The following is a 19,206-nucleotide window of genomic DNA, read 5'->3' on the forward strand; positions in this document are numbered from 1 at the left end:
GGACATGGCAATCAAGGTTTTACTGGTCGAGGACGACCGCGCGCTTCGCGAAGCGCTGGCCGATACGCTGCTGCTCGCGGGGCACAATTACACAGCAGTCGGTTCGGCCGAGGAGGCGCTGGCGACGGTGGGTGTCGAGGCGTTCAACCTGGTCATCAGCGACGTCAATATGCCGGGCATGGACGGGCATCAATTACTCGGTCTGCTGCGAGTGCGGCAGCCACAGTTGCCGGTGTTGCTGATGACCGCTCACGGCGCTGTCGAGCGTGCGGTCGACGCGATGCGTCAGGGTGCGGCGGATTACCTGGTCAAGCCGTTCGAGCCCAAGGCCTTGCTCGATCTGGTGGCGCGACACGCGCTGGGTAATCTCGGCGCGAGCGAAAGCGAAGGGCCGATTGCGTTCGAGCCCGCCAGTGCGCAACTGCTGGAGTTGGCGGCGCGGGTCGCGCGCAGTGACTCCACCGTGTTGATCTCCGGCGAGTCCGGTACCGGCAAAGAGGTGCTGGCGCGCTATATCCACCAGCATTCCCATCGCGCCACTCAGCCATTCATTGCGATCAATTGCGCCGCGATCCCGGACAACATGCTCGAAGCCACATTGTTCGGTCATGAAAAAGGTTCGTTCACCGGCGCGATAGCGGCACAGGCCGGCAAATTCGAACAGGCCGATGGCGGCACCATCCTGCTCGACGAAATTTCTGAAATGCCCCTCGGACTGCAGGCCAAGTTACTGCGCGTCTTGCAGGAGCGCGAAGTCGAGCGCGTCGGCGCGCGCAAACCGATCACCCTGGATATTCGGGTCGTGGCCACCACCAACCGCGATCTGGCCGGTGAAGTAGCGGCGGGGCGGTTTCGTGAAGACCTTTATTATCGGCTGTCGGTGTTTCCGCTGGCCTGGCGTCCGTTGCGCGAGCGTACCGCCGACATCCTGCCGCTGGCCGAGCGCCTGCTGGCCAAGCACGTCAATAAAATGAAGCATGCGACGGCAACACTCTCGCCCGAGGCGCAAGCGTGCCTGATTGCTTATCGGTGGCCAGGCAACGTGCGTGAACTGGATAACGCCATCCAGCGCGCGCTGATTCTGCAGCAGGGCGGCTTGATCCAGCCGCAGGACTTTTGCCTGTCCGGGCCGGTGGCCTGCGCGCCTTTGCCAGTGTTGGCGGCGGCACCGGTGCGCGCTGTCGAGGTTGAAACGGAGTCGGCTGGAGCGCTGGGCGATGACCTGCGACGCCGTGAGTTTCAGATGATCATCGACACCTTGCGTGCCGAACGTGGTCGTCGCAAGGAAGCGGCCGAGCGACTGGGTATCAGCCCGCGCACCTTGCGCTACAAGCTGGCGCAGATGCGCGACGCCGGAATGGACGTCGAAGCCTACTTGTTCGCCACCTGATTCGTCAGGGACAACGCTTGGGAAGGGCTTTTGTTCAGAACGGCCACGGAGCTGGCACCCTTGTTGCTAACACCTCACTACCCGCCGAGTGAGTGTCAAAAAATTGCGGGTCGCCAACGACGTCAGCTCGTCAAAGAGAGAAGCCATGAGCCAAGGTATTGAATTCAATCGGTTGATGCTGGACATGCGTTCCATGCAAATGGATGCGATGTCTGCGTCGAAATCGACTGCCGCCGTTCCAGCACTGGGTGGCAGCAGCTTTTCCGACATGCTCGGCCAGGCTGTCAATAAAGTGAACGATACGCAGCAAGCATCCAATCAGTTGGCCAGCGCCTTCGAGATCGGCAAGAGCGGCGTCGACCTGACGGACGTGATGATTTCCTCGCAGAAGGCCAGCGTGTCTTTCCAGGCGTTGACCCAGGTGCGCAACAAGTTGGTTCAGGCTTATCAAGACATCATGCAGATGCCGGTTTAAGGACGTATTGAGTCATGGCAGAAGCAATCGCCGATAACGTTCCGGCCAAGGCCACTCCGGTAGACGGCAAACCGCCGCTGTTCGGGTTGTCCTTCCTGGAAAACCTCTCCGAGATGACCATGTTGCGTCAGGTGGGCCTGTTGGTCGGCCTGGCTGCGAGCGTGGCGATTGGCTTTGCCGTGGTGTTGTGGTCCCAGCAGCCGGATTACCGGCCTCTGTACGGCAGTCTTGCCGGCATGGATGCCAAGCAGGTCATGGAAACCCTGGCCGCAGCCGACATTCCCTATACCGTTGAACCGAACTCCGGAGCCTTGCTGGTCAAGGCCGATGACCTGTCCCGTGCGCGGCTCAAGCTCGCGGCTGCTGGTGTCACTCCCAGCGACGGCAACATCGGCTTTGAAATCCTCGACAAGGACCAGGGCCTGGGGACCAGCCAGTTCATGGAAGCGACCCGTTATCGTCGCGGCCTGGAAGGCGAACTGGCGCGCACCATTTCCAGCCTGAACAACGTCAAGGGTGCCCGCGTGCACCTGGCGATTCCGAAAAGCTCGGTGTTCGTGCGTGACGAGCGCAAGCCAAGCGCTTCGATCCTGGTTGAGCTGTATTCCGGCCGCTCGCTGGAGCCGGGTCAGGTACTGGCGATCATCAATCTGGTGGCAACCAGTGTTCCTGAACTGAGCAAATCGCAGATCACCGTGGTCGACCAGAAGGGCAACCTGCTGTCGGATCAGGCGGAAAATTCTGAACTGACCATGGCCGGCAAGCAATTCGATTACAGCCGTCGCATGGAAAGCATGCTGACCCAGCGCGTGCACAATATCCTGCAACCGGTGCTTGGCAACGATCGCTACAAAGCTGAAGTCTCCGCCGATGTGGACTTCAGCGCCGTCGAGTCGACCTCCGAGCAGTTCAACCCGGATCAACCGGCGTTGCGCAGCGAGCAGTCGGTCAACGAACAACGCACCGCCAGCAATGGCCCGCAAGGTGTGCCGGGTGCCTTGAGCAACCAGCCGCCATCGCCAGCCTCTGCGCCGCAAACCACCGGTGGCAGCACCGCAGCGGCCGGCATGGTTCAGCCAGGCCAGCCATTGATCGATGCCAACGGTCAGCAAATCATGGACCCGGCTACCGGTCAGCCGATGCTGGCGCCGTACCCGGCGGACAAGCGTCAACAGTCCACCAAGAACTTCGAGCTCGACCGTTCCATCAGCCACACCAAGCAGCAGCAGGGGCGTTTGAATCGCCTGTCGGTGTCGGTGGTGGTGGACGATCAGGTCAAGGTCAACGCAGCCAATGGCGAAACCACCCGTGCACCGTGGAGCGCCGACGAATTGGCGCGCTTCACTCGCCTGGTCCAGGACGCCGTCGGTTTCGACGCCAGCCGTGGCGACAGCGTGAGCGTGATCAACATGCCGTTCTCCGCCGAGCGCGGTGAAGTGATTGCCGATATTCCGTTCTACTCCCAGCCGTGGTTCTGGGACATCGTCAAGCAAGTGCTGGGTGTCTTGTTCATCCTGGTGCTGGTGTTCGGCGTGCTGCGCCCGGTGCTCAACAACATCACCGGTGGCGGCAAAGGCAAGCAACTTGCAGGTCTGGGCAGCGACGTGGAACTCGGTGGCATGGGCGGCCTGGACGGCGAACTGGCCAACGACCGCGTCAGCCTCGGTGGCCCGACCAGCATCCTGCTGCCGAGCCCGAGCGAAGGCTATGACGCGCAGTTGAATGCAATCAAGAGTTTGGTGGCAGAAGATCCGGGCCGTGTGGCCCAGGTCGTGAAAGAGTGGATTAACGCAGATGAGTGATAACCGAGCCGTTGCCGCCAAACTGACCAAGGTCGACAAAGCCGCGATTCTGCTGCTGTCCCTCGGTTCCACCGATGCTGCACAAGTGCTGCGCCACATGGGGCCCAAGGAGGTCCAGCGTGTGGGTGTGGCGATGGCCCAGATGGGCAACGTGCACCGCGAACAGGTCGAACAGGTCATGAGCGAGTTCGTCGACATCGTCGGCGACCAGACCAGCCTGGGCGTCGGTTCCGATGACTACGTGCGCAAAATGCTTACCCAGGCACTGGGCGAAGACAAGGCCAACGGCCTGATCGACCGCATCTTGCTGGGCGGCAACACCAGTGGCCTCGACAGCCTTAAGTGGATGGAGCCACGCGCCGTCGCCGACGTGATCCGTTACGAGCACCCACAGATCCAGGCGATCGTCGTGGCGTACCTCGACCCGGACCAGGCCGGTGAAGTGCTGGGCAACTTTGACCACAAGGTGCGCCTGGACATCATTCTGCGGGTGTCCTCGTTGAACACGGTGCAGCCGGCGGCCCTGAAAGAACTTAACCAGATTCTCGAGAAGCAGTTCTCCGGCAACTCGAATGCCTCGCGCACCACCCTGGGTGGCATCAAGCGCGCGGCCGATATCATGAACTTCCTCGACAGCTCGATCGAAGGCCAGTTGATGGACTCGATTCGCGAAGTCGACGAAGACCTGTCCGGTCAGATCGAAGACCTCATGTTCGTGTTCAACAACCTGTCCGATGTCGACGACCGCGGGATTCAGGCATTGCTGCGCGAAGTGTCCTCCGACGTGCTGGTGCTGGCCCTCAAGGGGTCGGACGAAGGCGTCAAGGAGAAGATCTTCAAGAACATGTCCAAGCGTGCGGCCGAACTGTTGCGCGACGACCTCGAGGCCAAGGGCCCGGTGCGCGTCAGCGACGTGGAAACTGCGCAGAAAGAAATCCTCACCATTGCCCGCCGTATGGCCGAAGCCGGAGAAATCGTTCTCGGCGGGAAGGGCGGCGAAGAGATGATCTAAGGTCACTATGTCGTCCAAACATGATGAGTCCCAGACCGACCTGATCCGTGGCAAGGCCGTCGCCGGTTTTGACGTCTGGGCGTTGCCCAGTTTCGATCCTTTTGTGCCAGAGCCCGAGCCGGAACCCGAGCCCGAGCCGCCGGAAATGGAAGAGGTGCCGCTGGACGAAGTCCAGCCACTGACCCTCGAAGAGCTCGAAAGCATTCGCCAGGAGGCCTACAACGAAGGCTTCGCGGTGGGTGAGAGAGAAGGTTTCCACAGTGCCACGCTCAAGGTCCGTCAGGAAGCCGAAGTGATCCTGGCGTCGAAAGTGGCAGGCCTGGAACAGATGATGGTCAGTCTGTTCGAGCCTATCGCCGAGCAGGACACCCAGATCGAAAAGTCCCTGATCGACCTCGTGCAGCACATCACCAAGCAGGTGATTCAGCGCGAACTGGCCATCGACTCGACGCAGATCGAAAACGTCATGCGCGAGGCCCTCAAGCTGTTGCCGTTGGGCGCGAGCAATGTGCGCCTGTACATCAACCCGCAAGATTTCGAACAGGTCAAAGCCCTGCGCGAGCGCCATGAAGAAACCTGGCGCATCGTCGAGGACGTGTCCCTGTTGCCCGGCGGTTGCCGGGTCGAAACTGAACACAGTCGCATCGACGCCACCGTCGAAACCCGCGTGGCGCAAGTCATGGTCAAACTGTTCGATCAGTTGCATGACCAGGCCTTGCACCCGGCGGAGCCGGATCTGAGCCTGGAATTGCCCATCGACGACAAGCCGGCAGAGGCGCCGGTAGAAGGGCTGCCGGACGATCCCGATGCGCCTTGACCGCACCAGCTTCGCCAAGCGCCTGGGCAGCTACGCCGAGGTCACCGAGCTTGCCGGGGCGCCGATCCTTGAAGGACGCTTGTTGCGCATGGTCGGCCTGACCCTCGAAGCCGAGGGCTTGCGCGCCGCCATGGGCGCTCGCTGCATGGTCATCAACGACGACAGTTATCAGCCGGTGCAGGTCGAAGCCGAAGTCATGGGCTTCTCCGGCAGCAAGGTTTTCCTGATGCCGGTCGGCAGCGTCGCCGGTATTGCGCCGGGTGCCCGCGTCGTGCCGTTGGCCGATACCGGTCGCTTGCCGATGGGCATGAGCATGCTCGGGCGGGTGCTCGATGGTGCCGGTCGTGCGCTGGACGGCAAGGGTGGCATGAAAGCCGAAGACTGGGTGCCGATGGATGGCCCGACCATCAACCCGCTCAAGCGCGAACCGATCAGCGAGCCGCTGGACGTAGGTATCCGCACCATCAACGGATTGTTGACGGTCGGCCGTGGTCAGCGTCTCGGCCTGTTCGCCGGTACCGGTGTAGGTAAATCCGTGCTGCTGGGCATGATGACGCGCTTCACCGAGGCCGACATTATTGTCGTCGGGCTGATCGGTGAGCGGGGTCGTGAAGTTAAAGAGTTCATCGAGCACATCCTCGGTGAAGAAGGACTCAAGCGTTCGGTGGTCGTCGCGTCGCCGGCGGACGATGCACCGCTGATGCGTCTGCGCGCCGCGATGTATTGCACGCGCATCGCCGAGTATTTTCGCGACAAGGGCAAGAATGTCCTGTTGCTCATGGATTCCCTGACCCGTTTCGCCCAGGCCCAGCGGGAAATCGCCCTGGCCATCGGCGAGCCACCGGCTACCAAAGGCTATCCGCCGTCGGTTTTCGCCAAGTTACCGAAACTGGTGGAGCGGGCCGGCAATGCCGAGAAGGGCGGTGGTTCGATCACCGCGTTCTACACCGTATTGTCCGAAGGCGATGACCAGCAGGACCCGATTGCCGACTCGGCTCGGGGCGTGCTTGACGGGCACATCGTGCTGTCCCGGCGTCTGGCTGAAGAAGGCCACTACCCGGCCATCGATATCGAAGCGTCCATCAGCCGGGTCATGCCATCGGTGGTCAGTCCGGAGCACATGACGCGCGCGCAGATGTTCAAACAGTACTGGTCGCGTTATCAGCAAAGTCGCGACCTGATCAGCGTCGGTGCCTACGTGCCGGGCGGTGATCGAGAAACCGACATTGCGATTTCACTGCAACCGGCCATGACCACCTATCTGCGACAGGGTTTGAACGACAACATTGGCATGGCGGCCAGCGAGAACCATCTCGCTACCATCTTCGCCCCGGCAGCGGGCGGCTAACCGGTCATGGCCCAGAGCCGTGCGGCACGCCTGGCACCCGTGGTGGAAATGGCTGAAAAGGCCGAAAAAACCGCGGTCATGCGCCTTGGGCACTTCCAGGGCCAGGTACGTCTGGCGGAAAGCAAGCTCGCCGACCTCGAAAGCTTCCGCCTCGATTATCAGGAACAATGGATCGTACGCGGCAGCAGCGGCGTTTCCGGTCAATGGTTGCTCGGCTATCAAGGCTTTCTTGCACAACTGGGCACGGCCATCGATCAGCAGCGCCAGAGCTTGAACTGGCACCAGAACAACCTCAACAAGGCGCGCGAGTCCTGGCAGCAGGCGTTTGCACGGGTTGAAGGGTTGCGAAAACTTGTACAGCGTTACATGGACGAAGCGCGCAAGCTCGAAGACAAACGCGAACAGAAGCTGCTGGATGAATTGTCCCAGCGGTTGCCCCGGCATGATCCTTATTAAGAGTTGTTCTTGCCGCCTTACCAAGCAAGTGCTAAACCTTGTACACGTACGCTCACCCATGACAAGGAAGCCGTTAGATGTCAGTTACTACAGAAACCTCCCAGGACGGGACCAAGCTGACGATTTTGATCAAGGGACGCTTCGATTTCGCCAAGCATTCGGAATTTCGTGAGTCCTACGAAAATCTTGAGCCAAAACCGGAATCCTTCGAAGTGAATTTGAAGGACGCCACGTACCTCGACAGTTCGGCGCTCGGAATGCTCCTTCTGTTGCGTGATCACGCCGGTGGCGAGAGTGCCGAAATCACGTTGAGCCACGCCAACGCCGATGTGCGCAAGATTCTCGCGATCTCCAACTTCGAACAAATCTTCGACGTTGCATGACTGCCCTGCAGCCGTCGCTTGAACCGCTGACAATCCTCATCGCTGAAGACAGCGCGGCCGATCGCATGCTGCTGTCGAGCATCGTCCGTCGCCAGGGGCATGCCGTGCTCACGGCTGCCAACGGTGCCGAGGCCGTCGAGACTTTTCGTCTGCAACGGCCGCACCTGGTGCTGATGGACGCCATGATGCCGGTCATGGACGGATTCGAAGCGGCGCGGCAGATCAAGGATTTGGCCGGGGAAACCCTGGTGCCGATCATCTTCCTGACCTCGCTGACCGAAAGCGAAGCCCTGGCCCGTTGTCTGGAGGCCGGTGGCGACGATTTTCTGGCAAAACCCTATAACCAGGTGATCCTCGCCGCCAAAATCAAGGCAATGGACCGCTTGCGACGATTGCAGGCCACGGTGCTGCAGCAGCGCGACCTGATTTCCAGGCATAACGACTACTTGCTCAATGAGCAGCGGGTGGCCAAAGCCGTGTTCGACAAGGTGGCGCATTCGGGCTGTTTGAACGCACCGAACATCCGCTACCTGCAATCGCCTTATGCGCTGTTCAACGGCGATCTGCTGCTCGCGGCGTTCACCCCGGCCGGCGACATGCACGTGCTGCTGGGCGATTTCACCGGTCATGGTCTGCCCGCTGCCGTCGGCGCCATGCCTCTGGCTGAAGTCTTCTACGGCATGACGGCCAAGGGCTACGGCCTGGCAGAAACCCTGCGCGAGATGAACGCCAAGCTCAAACGCATCCTGCCGGTGGATATGTTCTGTTGCGCCACGCTGCTGTGCCTGAGCTTTCAGCGACGTTCGGTGGAGGTTTGGAACGGCGGGATGCCGGACGGTTATCTGCACCGCATCGCCAGTGGTGAGCGCACGCCGCTGTCGGCGCGACATTTGCCGCTGGGGGTGCTTAGCCCGCAAACCTTCAATGACAGCACCGAAGTGTTTCCGATGGCCGTTGGCGATCGTGTATTCCTGTTGTCCGACGGGGTCATCGACACCTGCGATGCCAACGAACAGTTGTTTGGCGTGGAACGCTTGCAGCGGGTGTTTGCGGCCAATCGAGAGCCCGATGCGCTGTTCGAGGAGATCGAGCAGGCGTTGCGGGATTTCCGTGGCGAGGCGCGCGATGACGTGAGCATGGTCGAGATCAGTCTGCTGGAAGCGGCGCAACTGAGCCCGCCAGCGCTGGTGTATTCCGACAGCGGCCAGTCATGCCCGCTGGACTGGTCGGTGAGTTTCGAGTTTCGTGCCGATACCCTCAAACGATACAACCCGTTGCCGTACCTGTTGCAATTACTGCTTGAGGTGCATGGCCTGCGGGCTCAGAGTGGTGCTCTTTACAGTGTACTGGCAGAGCTTTATTCGAATGCCCTGGAGCATGGCGTGCTCGGTCTGGATTCCAGTCTCAAGCGCGATGCGGCGGGTTTCGCCCGCTATTACCAGCAGCGCAATGAGCGGCTGGATGAGTTGCGAGACGGTTACGTGCGGGTGCATCTGCAGATCGCGCCGCACGGCGAGGGCGGTCATCTGATTATCCGGGTTGAAGACAGTGGCGCGGGTTTTGACGTGGCCCGGGTGATGGAGCGTCCCGTCGATGGCGGTCGTCTGTCGGGGCGCGGCGTCAGTCTGATCCGCCAGTTGAGCCGCAACGCGAGCTGGTCCGACAATGGTCGTAGTGCGCGCGTGGAGTTTTTCTGGGAGGCTCTGGCATAATTCACCCATTCTTGATCAAGGAGTGAGCAAGTGGCTGACACACACCTGAATCGCGATGTGCTGAGCACGTTGCGGGAAGTGATGGAAGATGAGTATCCGATGTTATTGGATACCTTCCTGGCAGACTCCGAAGAGCGATTGCTGCTGCTGCGAAAGGCTGAAGATCCCGTCACGCTGATGGACGCCGCCCATAGTTTCAAGGGGAGCAGCAGCAACATGGGGGCTACTCGCCTCACTGAGCTGTGCAGTGAGCTTGAGTTGCGCGCCAAACAAAAAAACCTCGCTGGCATTGAAAAGCTGGTCGGGGAAATCGACGATGAATTCGCCTTTATCCGACCGCTGTACGAGGCGGAGCGCCAACGCTCTCTCACTGGCTAAGGCGACCATTCGGCACTTTTGATATCGGTCGGGCAAACCTGGCTCGACCTTTGCTATCAACTCCCTCAACTGTACCTACGATCTCAGTGCAGCGGAGACTGTTTTATGCCCGTTACCCCACATTCGCTTCTTCAGGCTGTCGCCACGGCCAAGACTCAAGCCGCCAGCGCCAATACCCCGGCACCGGCCGCTGAGCCAGGGAGCAAGGCGTCCAGCTTCGCTGATGTTTACGCCCATCAAGCCCAGAACAAGCCTTCTGTGGTAGCGGACAAACCTGCCAAACCTGTTGCTGACAGCGGCCCTAAGGGCTCGGGCAAAAAGGATGTGAGCAACGATAAGCCTGCCGCCCCGGAACCGGCGGTTGCCGATAGCGGCAATTCCTTGCCTGCCGATAAACCGGCGCAGGCTAACGATACAACCACCAGCGATAACAAGACTGACGTCACTGCCACACCTGTGGCCGATACGACGCCTGTGGACCCTGCCTTGATGCCGGGGGTGGTGCCGCTGCCGCTGGTGACTGCGCCGGTCGCGCCATCGGCCCCGCCGGTCGCCCAGAGTCCTCAGCCGCAGGTTGAAGCGTCAGTGGCCTCTGCCATTGCCGCACCAGCAGCAGCGGCCGCTGCTGCCGATAGCGATTTCGATCCGGCAGCTGACCCGCTCGATGCGCTGCCAGCCGTACGCATGGCCATGGAACAGAGTGGTCACGTCTCCGCCAGCAGCCAGGCTCAGCCTAAGGCGACGCCCGCACAGACCCAGGCCGACGGGGAACTGACCTCGGCGCAGAATTTTACCGCTGGCATGGCCAGCATGCTCAATGTGCAAGCCGACAAGGACAGCACCAGCCAGGGTGGCGAGAAAGCCTTCAGCGGTCTGATTGATGACGGCCTCAAGGACCTGAAGAACGCCAGCAGCGATACCCGTGTCGATGATTTCGCTAACCGTCTTGCGGCATTGACCCAGGCGGCCACCCCCAAGACTGCCAATGCCTTGCCGGTGAACCAGCCAATCGCCATGCACCAGAGCGGCTGGACCGAAGAAGTGGTCAACCGGGTCATGTACCTCTCCAGCGCCAATCTGAAGGCAGCGGACATTCAGTTGCAACCGGCTGAACTGGGGCGTCTCGACATTCGGGTGAACATGATTCCCGATCAGCAGACCCAGATCACCTTCATGAGCGCCCATCCAAGCGTGCGCGAGGCGCTGGACGGGCAAATGCACCGCCTGCGTGACATGTTCGCGCAACAGGGGATGGGTCAGGTTGACGTCAACGTGTCCGACCAGTCGCGTGGCTGGCAAGGTCAGGGGCAGGGCCAGGAACAGGCGCAGCAGGGGCAGGGTGGCCGTACCAATGCCAGTGGTGGTCGCCTCGACGGGATGGATGACGAAATCACCCCGACCGTCGCCGAGGTGGCCGCCACCGCCACCACCAGTGTCATCGGCTCCAGCGCCGTCGACTACTACGCCTGATCAAACGCAATAGCCCTCCTGTGGGAGCGAGCAGGCTCGCTCCCACATTTTTTTGTGGTGTCCATAACTCCCCGCCCAGCACCTGCCTGACACTTCTGGCATAACACTTGCTCTTGCCTTGCCGTGCGACTGTGAAAACCCGAATAGTGACGGATTATTGGCATGGCGAAGAGCGACGCAGCAGTAAAAGACCCCGCAACCAAAGGCAAGATCAAGCTGATCATTGTGATCGTGGTGGCTCTGCTGCTGGCGATTGGCGTGTCTGTGGGGGCGACCTGGTTTTTCATGCACAGCGCCCAGAGCAAACCTGCTGAGGCGCAACCGGCCGTGGTCGGCAAGCAGCCGGCGATCTTCGAGCCGATGGCGCCGGCCTTCGTGGCCAACTACAACGTGAACGGTCGCCAGCGCTACATGCAAGTGAGCATCACCCTGCAAGGTCGCAATCAGGCCGACCTTGAAGCGCTCAAAGTGCACATGCCGGTGATCCGCAACAACCTGGTCATGCTGTTCTCCGGCCAGGATTTCGCCACGCTGGCGACCCCGGTCGGCCAGGAGATGTTGCGTCAGAAGGCCACGGCCAGCGTCCAGGAAGTGGCGCAGAAAGAACTCGGCAAAGTGGTGATTGAACAGCTGCTTTTCACTAATTTCGTACTGCAGTAGGAACACGACATGGCCGTGCAAGACCTGCTGTCCCAGGATGAGATCGATGCGCTGTTGCATGGCGTCGACGATGGTCTGGTACAGACCGATAACGTTGCTGAACCCGGCAGCGTCAAAAGCTACGACCTGACCAGCCAGGATCGCATCGTCCGCGGACGCATGCCGACCCTGGAAATGATCAACGAGCGTTTCGCCCGCTACACCCGCATCAGCATGTTCAACATGCTGCGCCGCTCGGCAGACGTTGCCGTCGGTGGCGTGCAGGTGATGAAGTTTGGCGAATACGTGCACTCGCTGTACGTGCCGACCAGTCTCAACCTGGTCAAGATCAAGCCGTTGCGCGGCACCGCCCTGTTCATCCTCGACGCCAAGCTGGTGTTCAAGCTGGTGGACAACTTTTTTGGTGGCGACGGTCGTCACGCCAAGATCGAAGGACGTGAATTCACTCCCACTGAACTGCGCGTCGTGCGCATGGTGCTGGAGCAGGCCTTCGTCGATTTGAAGGAAGCCTGGCAGGCGATCATGGAAGTGAACTTCGAGTACATCAACTCGGAAGTGAACCCGGCCATGGCCAACATCGTCGGCCCGAGCGAGGCCGTCGTCGTGTCGACCTTCCACATCGAGCTCGATGGCGGTGGCGGCGACCTGCACGTGACCATGCCGTACTCGATGATCGAGCCGGTGCGCGAGATGCTCGATGCCGGCTTCCAGTCGGACCTGGACGATCAGGACGAGCGCTGGATCAATGCCTTGCGCCAGGACGTGCTGGATGTCGACGTACCGATCGGCGCCACGGTTGCCCGTCGCCAGTTGCGTTTGCGCGACATTCTGCACATGCAGCCGGGGGACGTGATCCCGGTCGATATGCCGGAAGAAATGATCATGCGCGCCAACGGCGTGCCGGCCTTCAAGGTCAAGATGGGCTCGCACAAAGGCAACCTCGCGTTGCAGGTGATCGAGCCGATCGAGCGCCGCTGACCGGCGCTCCAATCCCCCTTTAATTCGCTGCTCTTGATTGAGCAGTTGCCCGCCGAGGACACATGATGAACAACGATATGAACGCCCAGGACGACCAGGCACTGGCTGATGAATGGGCCGCGGCCCTGGAAGAAACCGGAGACGCCGGGCAGGCCGATATCGATGCGCTGCTGGCGGCCGATAGCGGTTCGTCGGGCTCCAACCGTCTGCCGATGGAAGAGTTCGGCAGCGTGCCGAAGAACCACGAGCCGGTCACCCTGGACGGTCCGAACCTGGATGTGATCCTCGACATCCCGGTGTCGATTTCCATGGAAGTGGGCAGCACCGACATCAACATCCGTAACCTGCTGCAACTCAACCAGGGTTCGGTGATCGAGCTGGATCGCCTGGCCGGTGAGCCGCTGGACGTACTGGTCAACGGCACCCTTATCGCTCACGGCGAAGTGGTTGTGGTCAACGAGAAGTTCGGCATTCGCCTGACGGACGTGATCAGCCCAAGCGAACGCATCAAGAAGCTGCGCTAAGTGAAAAAGGTTCTGGGTGCTTTGCCGGGATTGCTGTTGGCGGTGCCGTTCAGTGTTCTGGCTGCCGAGCCGGTGGCGAGCGCCGCGACGGCCGCTGCTGCGCCGGTGGTCAACAGTGGTGTGGCTGGTCAATTGACGCAGCTGGTGTTCGGTTTGCTGCTGGTGCTGGGGTTGATTTTCTTCCTCGCCTGGTTGTTGCGCCGGGTCCAGCAGGCCGGGCCGGCGGGCAAAGGGCAGGTGATCGAGCTGATCGGCTCGCGCGCGCTGGGCCCGCGTGACCGTTTGATGCTGGTGCAAGTCGGCAACGAGCAGATCCTGCTCGGCTTGAGCCCCGGCTCCATCACCGCGCTGCACGTGCTCAAGGAGCCGGTGCAAGTGCCTGGCGGTACCGAGAAAGCGACTCCGGAGTTTGCCCAGCATCTGTTAAGGATGCTCGGCAAGGATCAGAAGGATAAGAAGTAATGGGTGCGTTACGCATCGTCTTGACGCTGGCCCTGATGCTGGCCGCGCCGCTGGCGTTCGCCGCCGATCCGTTGTCGATTCCGGCGATCACATTGGGCACCAATGCCAATGGTGCCCAGGAATACTCGGTCAGTCTGCAAATCCTGCTGATCATGACGGCGCTGAGTTTTATCCCGGCGTTTGTCATGCTGATGACCAGTTTCACCCGGATCATCATCGTCTTCTCGATCCTGCGTCAGGCCCTGGGCTTGCAGCAGACGCCGTCGAACCAGATCCTCACCGGCATGGCGCTGTTCCTGACGCTGTTCATCATGGCGCCAGTATTCGACCGGGTGAATCAGGACGCCTTGCAGCCCTACCTGGCGGAAAAACTCACCGCCCAGGATGCCGTGGCCAAGGCCCAGGTGCCGATCAAGGACTTCATGCTGGCCCAGACGCGCAGCAGCGATCTCGAGCTGTTCATGCGCCTGTCCAAGCGCACCGACATCGCTTCGCCGGATCAGGCGCCGCTGACCATTCTGGTCCCGGCGTTCGTCACGTCCGAGCTTAAAACCGCGTTCCAGATTGGCTTCATGATCTTCATCCCGTTCCTGATCATCGACCTGGTCGTGGCCAGTGTGCTGATGGCGATGGGTATGATGATGCTTTCGCCGCTGATCATTTCCCTGCCGTTCAAGATCATGCTGTTTGTGCTGGTGGATGGTTGGGCGTTGATTATCGGTACGTTGGCCAGCAGTTTTGGAGGTGTTTCGCCATGACGCCAGAAGTCGCCGTAGACATCTTTCGCGACGCCCTGTGGCTGACGACCATGATGGTCGCGGTGCTGGTAATTCCGAGTCTGCTGGTCGGCTTGTTGGTGGCGATGTTCCAGGCGGCGACCCAGATCAACGAACAGACCCTGAGCTTCTTGCCACGTCTGCTGGTGATGCTGGTGACTCTGATCGTCGCCGGCCCGTGGCTGGTGCAGACCTTCATGGATTACATCCTGCGGTTGTACGGCAGTATTCCCATGGTCATCGGCTAATCCATGTCGTCGCTGCTGCAACTGACCGATACCCAGATCAGCACCTGGGTGGCGACGTTCATGTTGCCGCTGTTTCGCGTCGGCACGATGCTGATGGTGATGCCGATTTTCGGCACGACCCTGGTCCCCCGGCGCGTACGAGCCTATCTGGCCCTGGCGATTACGGTCGTGATCACCCCGGCGCTGCCACCGATGCCGCCGGTCAATCCGCTGGACCTCAGTGGGCTGCTGCTGATTGGCGAGCAGATCCTTATAGGCGCGGTGCTGGGTTTCTCCCTTCAGTTGTTCTTCCAGGCATTTGTGGTGGCCGGGCAGATTGTCGCGATTCAGATGGGCATGGGCTTCGCGTCCATGGTCGACCCTACCAACGGCGTGTCGGTGGCGGTGATCGGGCAGTTCTTCACCATGTTGGTGACGTTGATGTTCCTGGGGATGAATGGTCACCTGGTGGTCTTCGAGGTGCTCACTGAAAGCTTTACCACGCTGCCGGTCGGTAGCGGGTTCATGGTCAATCATTATTGGGAAATGGCCGGAAAGCTTGGCTGGGTCCTGGGTGCCGCGTTGGTGCTGGTGCTACCGGCTATCACCGCGTTGCTGGTGGTCAATATCGCGTTTGGCGTGATGACCCGGGCGGCGCCGCAGCTGAACATTTTCTCCATCGGTTTTCCGCTGACCCTGGTGCTCGGGATGTTCATTCTCTGGGTCAGCCTGGGGGACATTCTCAACCAGTACCAACCCATGGCCGTCGAGGCCTTGCAGTTGTTGCGCGAACTGGCACAGGCGCGCTGAGTCATGGCTGAGAGCGAAAGCGGTCAAGACAAAACAGAAGACCCCACGGACAAGCGCAAGAAAGACTCCCGCGATAAAGGCGAGGTGGCGCGATCCAAGGAACTCAACACCCTGGCGATCATGCTCGTCGGCGCCAGTGCGCTGCTGATTTTCGGCGGTGCCCTGGCGCAAGACATGATGGAGCTGATGCGCATCAACTTCTCGCTGCCACGGGAAGTGATCATGGACCAGAAGTCCATGGCCAATTACTTGCTGCACTCGGGGCAGATCGGCTTGTGGGCGATTCAGCCAATCATGATCTCGCTGGTGCTGGCGGCGATCATCGGCCCGATTTCCCTAGGCGGCTGGCTGTTTGCGTTCAGCTCCATGGCGCCGAAGTTCAGTCGGATGAACCCGCTCAGTGGCCTCAAGCGGATGTTTTCCACCAAGGCATTGGTGGAGCTGATCAAGGCGTTTGCCAAGTTCATCATCGTCCTGTTCGTGGCGCTCGCAGTATTGTCGTCGGACATCGATGACTTGCAGCGCATCGCCCACGAACCGTTGGAAATGGCGATCATTCACAGCCTGCAAGTGGTGGGCTGGAGCACCTTGTGGATGGCCTGCGGGCTGATCATCATCGCCGCCGTCGATGTGCCGGTGCAGCTGTGGGAAAGCCACAAAAAACTGCTGATGACCAAGCAGGAAGTGCGCGATGAGCACAAGGATCAGGAAGGGCGGCCGGAGGTCAAGCAGCGAATTCGTCAGCTACAGCGCGAGATGTCCCAGCGCCGGATGATGGCGGCGATCCCGGAGGCCGACGTGGTCATCACCAACCCGACCCACTACGCCGTCGCCCTCAAGTACGACCCGGAGAAGGGCGGGGCGCCGATGCTGCTGGCCAAGGGCAGCGACTTCCTGGCATTGAAGATTCGTGAGATCGCCGTGGCCAACAATGTGCTGTTGCTCGAATCGCCGGCCCTGGCGCGCTCGATCTATTACTCAACCGAGCTGGAGCAGGAAATTCCCGGTGGGCTGTACCTGGCGGTTGCCCAGGTACTGGCCTACGTCTACCAGATCCGCCAGCACCGCGCGGGCAAGGGCAAACGCCCGGACCCGCTCAAGGACGACTTGCCGATTCCGCCGGATCTGCGTCGCGATTCCTGAAAGATTCGCTAGTAGTGCCGGCTCCATCGCGGGCAAGCCCGCTCCCACATTTGATCGCATTTCCTCAGGAAGAACTCGGTCACCTGTGGGGCGGGCTTGCCCGCGATGAGGTCAGTCCAGTCACCGCAATTCCCCCGGGTAAACCCTCTATTTCAAGCGCCTGCAAAAGTTGGAAGGCTTCTTGCAATAGCTGCTCTGCGCCTGCTTTGGGCGTCAAAAGTTTGCTTTAAAGGAACGGGGAAAACCGGTGGATCGCTCTCAGTTACTCAACACTGCCCGCACAAACGTTGCCGATTTAAGTCGGGGCAACCTGGGTGTGCCGTTGTTGCTGCTGGTCATGCTGGCGATGATGATGTTGCCGGTGCCGCCGTTCCTGCTGGACGTGTTCTTCACGTTCAACATTGCGCTGTCGATCGTCGTGCTTCTGGTCTGCGTGTACGCCTTGCGGCCGCTGGATTTCGCCGTTTTCCCGACCATCCTGCTGGTGGCGACGCTGATGCGCCTGGCGCTGAACGTGGCCTCCACGCGGGTGGTAATGCTCCACGGTCAGGAAGGACATGCCGCCGCGGGTAAGGTGATCCAGGCCTTCGGTGAGGTGGTGATCGGCGGTAACTACGTGGTCGGTATCGTGGTCTTCGCGATCTTGATGATCATCAACTTCGTCGTGGTGACCAAGGGTGCCGGGCGGATTTCCGAGGTGAGCGCACGCTTCACCCTCGATGCGATGCCCGGCAAACAGATGGCCATCGACGCCGACCTCAACGCCGGCCTGATCGATCAGAACCAAGCCAAGCTGCGCCGCATGGAAGTCGCCCAGGAAGCCGAGTTCTACGGTTCCATGGACGGTGCCAGCAAATTCGTGCGCGGTGACGCCATCGCCGGCCTGCTGATTCTGTTCATCAACCTGATCGGCGGCATGGCGGTCGGGATCTTCCAGCACGGCATGAGCTTCGGCGACGCCGGCAAGGTTTACGCGCTGTTGACCATCGGTGACGGTTTGGTGGCGCAATTGCCATCACTGTTGTTATCGACAGCGGCCGCGATCATGGTGACCCGTGCTTCCGGTTCGGAAGACATGGGCAAGCAGATCGGTCGCCAGATGTTCGCCTCGCCAAAAGCGTTGGCCGTGGCGGCAGGTTTGATGGCGGTGATGGGGTTGGTGCCCGGTATGCCGCACTTCTCCTTTCTCAGCATGGCGGCCCTGGCGGCCGGCGGCGCGTACCTGTTCTGGAAGAAACAGAACGTGGTCAAGGTTCAGGCCTTGCAAGAGGTCAAGCGCCAGCAGGAGCTGCTGCCATCGCCGGCCCGTGCCATGGAAACCAAGGAACTTGGCTGGGACGACGTGACGCCGATCGACATGATCGGGCTGGAAGTCGGCTATCGCCTGATCCCGCTGGTGGATCGCAATCAGGGTGGTCAGTTGCTGGCGCGGATCAAGGGCGTGCGCAAGAAGCTCTCCCAGGACCTGGGCTTCCTGATGCCGACTGTGCACATCCGTGACAACCTCGACCTCGCGCCGAGTGCCTATCGCCTCACGTTGATGGGGGTGATCCTGGCGGAAGCGGAGATTTACCCGGATCGCGAACTGGCGATCAACCCGGGGCAGGTCTACGGCACGCTCAATGGCATAACCGCCAAAGATCCGGCTTTTGGTCTGGAGGCGGTCTGGATCGAAATCAGCCAGCGCGCCCAGGCACAATCGCTCGGTTACACCGTAGTCGATGCCAGCACGGTCGTGGCGACCCACTTGAACCAGATTCTGTACAAGCACTCCAGCGAACTGATTGGTCACGAAGAAGTCCAGCAACTCATGCAATTGCTGGCCAAAAGCTCACCCAAGCTGGCCGAAGAGCTGGTGCCGGGTGTGGTCTCGCTGTCGCAACTGCTCAAGGTGTTGCAGGCGTTGTTGGCCGAACAAGTGCCGGTGCGCGACATTCGCAGCATCGCCGAGGCCATCGCCAACAATGCGGCCAAGAGTCAAGATACCGCCGCGCTGGTCGCCGCGGTGCGCGTCGGCGTTTCCCGTGCAATCGTCCAAAGCATTGTGGGGACTGACTCCGAGCTGCCAGTTATCACTCTTGAGCCAAGGTTGGAACAGATATTGCTCAATAGTCTTCAGAAGGCAGGACAAGGCTCGGAAGAGGGCGTTCTGTTGGAGCCAAGCATGGCTGAGAAGCTGCAACGCTCGTTGATCGAAGCGGCGCAGCGTCAAGAAATGCAAGGTCAGCCGGTGATTCTGCTGGTGGCCGGTCCGGTTCGCGCGATGCTCTCGCGATTCGGCCGACTGGCAGTCCCGGGTTTGCATGTGTTGGCTTACCAGGAAATTCCTGACAACAAGCAAGTGACCATCGTTGCGACAGTAGGGCCCAACGGCTGAGGTAGT

General features: G+C 60.6%; 20 protein-coding genes. All 20 read left to right on the forward strand.

Annotated elements, in window-relative coordinates:
* The first annotated feature begins 4 nt into the window (after nucleotides 1-4).
* The 20 genes from fleR to flhA all read left to right on the forward strand — a co-directional run bounded on the left by fleR (nucleotide 5) and on the right by flhA (nucleotide 19,200).
* Entirely contained in the window at nucleotides 5-1,390 is a 1,386-nt protein-coding gene (fleR, locus tag BLQ41_RS13340; protein ID WP_090181535.1) for a sigma-54-dependent response regulator transcription factor FleR, read from the forward strand.
* Between the two features lie 145 nt (nucleotides 1,391-1,535).
* Entirely contained in the window at nucleotides 1,536-1,865 is a 330-nt protein-coding gene (gene fliE, locus BLQ41_RS13345; RefSeq protein ID WP_090181537.1) for a flagellar hook-basal body complex protein FliE, read from the forward strand.
* Between the two features lie 14 nt (nucleotides 1,866-1,879).
* The gene (fliF, locus tag BLQ41_RS13350; protein ID WP_090181538.1) at nucleotides 1,880-3,667 is read left to right on the forward strand and encodes a flagellar basal-body MS-ring/collar protein FliF; all 1,788 of its coding nucleotides are present in this window, start codon (nucleotides 1,880-1,882) and stop codon (nucleotides 3,665-3,667) included.
* On the forward strand, nucleotides 3,660-4,679 hold the full coding sequence (gene fliG, locus BLQ41_RS13355) for a flagellar motor switch protein FliG (protein ID WP_007894195.1): 1,020 nt from the start codon (nucleotides 3,660-3,662) through the stop codon (nucleotides 4,677-4,679). The genes fliF and fliG overlap by 8 nt, the downstream gene beginning before the upstream one ends.
* Nucleotides 4,680-4,686: 7 nt before the next feature.
* Nucleotides 4,687-5,496 carry a flagellar assembly protein FliH gene (gene fliH / locus BLQ41_RS13360; protein ID WP_090181540.1) on the forward strand — a complete coding sequence of 270 codons (810 nt, stop codon included), beginning with the start codon at nucleotides 4,687-4,689 and terminating at the stop codon, nucleotides 5,494-5,496.
* Nucleotides 5,486-6,844: a flagellar protein export ATPase FliI gene (gene fliI / locus BLQ41_RS13365; protein WP_090181541.1), complete on the forward strand. Its 1,359-nt coding sequence runs from the start codon at nucleotides 5,486-5,488 to the stop codon at nucleotides 6,842-6,844. Before fliH ends, fliI begins: the two co-directional genes overlap by 11 nt.
* Nucleotides 6,845-6,850: 6 nt before the next feature.
* A complete protein-coding gene (fliJ, locus tag BLQ41_RS13370; protein WP_090181542.1) occupies nucleotides 6,851-7,300 on the forward strand; it encodes a flagellar export protein FliJ in 450 nt (149 codons plus the stop codon).
* Nucleotides 7,301-7,377: 77 nt separating this feature from the next.
* Nucleotides 7,378-7,683 (forward strand): STAS domain-containing protein, encoded by a 306-nt coding sequence (locus BLQ41_RS13375; protein WP_090181544.1) that lies wholly within the window; start codon nucleotides 7,378-7,380, stop codon nucleotides 7,681-7,683.
* Nucleotides 7,684-7,688: 5 nt separating this feature from the next.
* Nucleotides 7,689-9,395, forward strand: a complete 1,707-nt coding sequence (locus BLQ41_RS13380) for an ATP-binding SpoIIE family protein phosphatase (RefSeq protein ID WP_090188528.1) — start codon at nucleotides 7,689-7,691, stop codon at nucleotides 9,393-9,395.
* A gap of 30 nt (nucleotides 9,396-9,425) precedes the next feature.
* The gene (locus BLQ41_RS13385; protein ID WP_090181546.1) at nucleotides 9,426-9,773 is read left to right on the forward strand and encodes an Hpt domain-containing protein; all 348 of its coding nucleotides are present in this window, start codon (nucleotides 9,426-9,428) and stop codon (nucleotides 9,771-9,773) included.
* Nucleotides 9,774-9,878: 105 nt separating this feature from the next.
* Nucleotides 9,879-11,243, forward strand: a complete 1,365-nt coding sequence (locus BLQ41_RS13390) for a flagellar hook-length control protein FliK (protein WP_090181548.1) — start codon at nucleotides 9,879-9,881, stop codon at nucleotides 11,241-11,243.
* A gap of 162 nt (nucleotides 11,244-11,405) precedes the next feature.
* Nucleotides 11,406-11,903: a flagellar basal body-associated protein FliL gene (gene fliL, locus BLQ41_RS13395; protein WP_090181550.1), complete on the forward strand. Its 498-nt coding sequence runs from the start codon at nucleotides 11,406-11,408 to the stop codon at nucleotides 11,901-11,903.
* Between the two features lie 9 nt (nucleotides 11,904-11,912).
* Nucleotides 11,913-12,881 carry a flagellar motor switch protein FliM gene (gene fliM / locus BLQ41_RS13400; RefSeq protein WP_090181552.1) on the forward strand — a complete coding sequence of 323 codons (969 nt, stop codon included), beginning with the start codon at nucleotides 11,913-11,915 and terminating at the stop codon, nucleotides 12,879-12,881.
* A 65-nt stretch (nucleotides 12,882-12,946) separates the two neighbouring features.
* Nucleotides 12,947-13,405, forward strand: coding sequence for a flagellar motor switch protein FliN (gene fliN / locus BLQ41_RS13405; protein WP_090188530.1), 459 nt, complete (start codon nucleotides 12,947-12,949; stop codon nucleotides 13,403-13,405).
* The gene (gene fliO, locus BLQ41_RS13410; RefSeq protein WP_090181553.1) at nucleotides 13,406-13,867 is read left to right on the forward strand and encodes a flagellar biosynthetic protein FliO; all 462 of its coding nucleotides are present in this window, start codon (nucleotides 13,406-13,408) and stop codon (nucleotides 13,865-13,867) included.
* Nucleotides 13,867-14,625: a flagellar type III secretion system pore protein FliP gene (gene fliP / locus BLQ41_RS13415; RefSeq protein WP_027922366.1), complete on the forward strand. Its 759-nt coding sequence runs from the start codon at nucleotides 13,867-13,869 to the stop codon at nucleotides 14,623-14,625. Before fliO ends, fliP begins: the two co-directional genes overlap by 1 nt.
* Nucleotides 14,622-14,891: a flagellar biosynthesis protein FliQ gene (gene fliQ, locus BLQ41_RS13420; protein ID WP_090181555.1), complete on the forward strand. Its 270-nt coding sequence runs from the start codon at nucleotides 14,622-14,624 to the stop codon at nucleotides 14,889-14,891. Before fliP ends, fliQ begins: the two co-directional genes overlap by 4 nt.
* Before the next feature lie 3 nt (nucleotides 14,892-14,894).
* Nucleotides 14,895-15,680: a flagellar biosynthetic protein FliR gene (gene fliR / locus BLQ41_RS13425; RefSeq protein WP_090181557.1), complete on the forward strand. Its 786-nt coding sequence runs from the start codon at nucleotides 14,895-14,897 to the stop codon at nucleotides 15,678-15,680.
* Nucleotides 15,681-15,683: 3 nt separating this feature from the next.
* The gene (flhB, locus tag BLQ41_RS13430; RefSeq protein WP_090181559.1) at nucleotides 15,684-16,823 is read left to right on the forward strand and encodes a flagellar biosynthesis protein FlhB; all 1,140 of its coding nucleotides are present in this window, start codon (nucleotides 15,684-15,686) and stop codon (nucleotides 16,821-16,823) included.
* A 247-nt stretch (nucleotides 16,824-17,070) separates the two neighbouring features.
* On the forward strand, nucleotides 17,071-19,200 hold the full coding sequence (gene flhA / locus BLQ41_RS13435) for a flagellar biosynthesis protein FlhA (RefSeq protein ID WP_090181561.1): 2,130 nt from the start codon (nucleotides 17,071-17,073) through the stop codon (nucleotides 19,198-19,200).
* The last annotated feature ends 6 nt before the right edge of the window (nucleotides 19,201-19,206 follow it).

Origin of the sequence: Pseudomonas arsenicoxydans (genome assembly GCF_900103875.1) — a bacterium.
Lineage (GTDB): Bacteria > Pseudomonadota > Gammaproteobacteria > Pseudomonadales > Pseudomonadaceae > Aquipseudomonas > Aquipseudomonas arsenicoxydans.

Coding starts and splice junctions, on each gene's coding strand:
- fleR (WP_090181535.1), top strand. CDS start 5: ATGGCAATCAAGGTTTTACTGGTCGAGGACGACCGCGCGCTTCGCGAA.
- fliE (WP_090181537.1), top strand. CDS start 1,536: ATGAGCCAAGGTATTGAATTCAATCGGTTGATGCTGGACATGCGTTCC.
- fliF (WP_090181538.1), top strand. CDS start 1,880: ATGGCAGAAGCAATCGCCGATAACGTTCCGGCCAAGGCCACTCCGGTA.
- fliG (WP_007894195.1), top strand. CDS start 3,660: ATGAGTGATAACCGAGCCGTTGCCGCCAAACTGACCAAGGTCGACAAA.
- fliH (WP_090181540.1), top strand. CDS start 4,687: ATGTCGTCCAAACATGATGAGTCCCAGACCGACCTGATCCGTGGCAAG.
- fliI (WP_090181541.1), top strand. CDS start 5,486: ATGCGCCTTGACCGCACCAGCTTCGCCAAGCGCCTGGGCAGCTACGCC.
- fliJ (WP_090181542.1), top strand. CDS start 6,851: ATGGCCCAGAGCCGTGCGGCACGCCTGGCACCCGTGGTGGAAATGGCT.
- BLQ41_RS13375 (WP_090181544.1), top strand. CDS start 7,378: ATGTCAGTTACTACAGAAACCTCCCAGGACGGGACCAAGCTGACGATT.
- BLQ41_RS13390 (WP_090181548.1), top strand. CDS start 9,879: ATGCCCGTTACCCCACATTCGCTTCTTCAGGCTGTCGCCACGGCCAAG.
- fliL (WP_090181550.1), top strand. CDS start 11,406: ATGGCGAAGAGCGACGCAGCAGTAAAAGACCCCGCAACCAAAGGCAAG.
- fliM (WP_090181552.1), top strand. CDS start 11,913: ATGGCCGTGCAAGACCTGCTGTCCCAGGATGAGATCGATGCGCTGTTG.
- fliN (WP_090188530.1), top strand. CDS start 12,947: ATGAACAACGATATGAACGCCCAGGACGACCAGGCACTGGCTGATGAA.
- fliP (WP_027922366.1), top strand. CDS start 13,867: ATGGGTGCGTTACGCATCGTCTTGACGCTGGCCCTGATGCTGGCCGCG.
- fliQ (WP_090181555.1), top strand. CDS start 14,622: ATGACGCCAGAAGTCGCCGTAGACATCTTTCGCGACGCCCTGTGGCTG.
- fliR (WP_090181557.1), top strand. CDS start 14,895: ATGTCGTCGCTGCTGCAACTGACCGATACCCAGATCAGCACCTGGGTG.
- flhB (WP_090181559.1), top strand. CDS start 15,684: ATGGCTGAGAGCGAAAGCGGTCAAGACAAAACAGAAGACCCCACGGAC.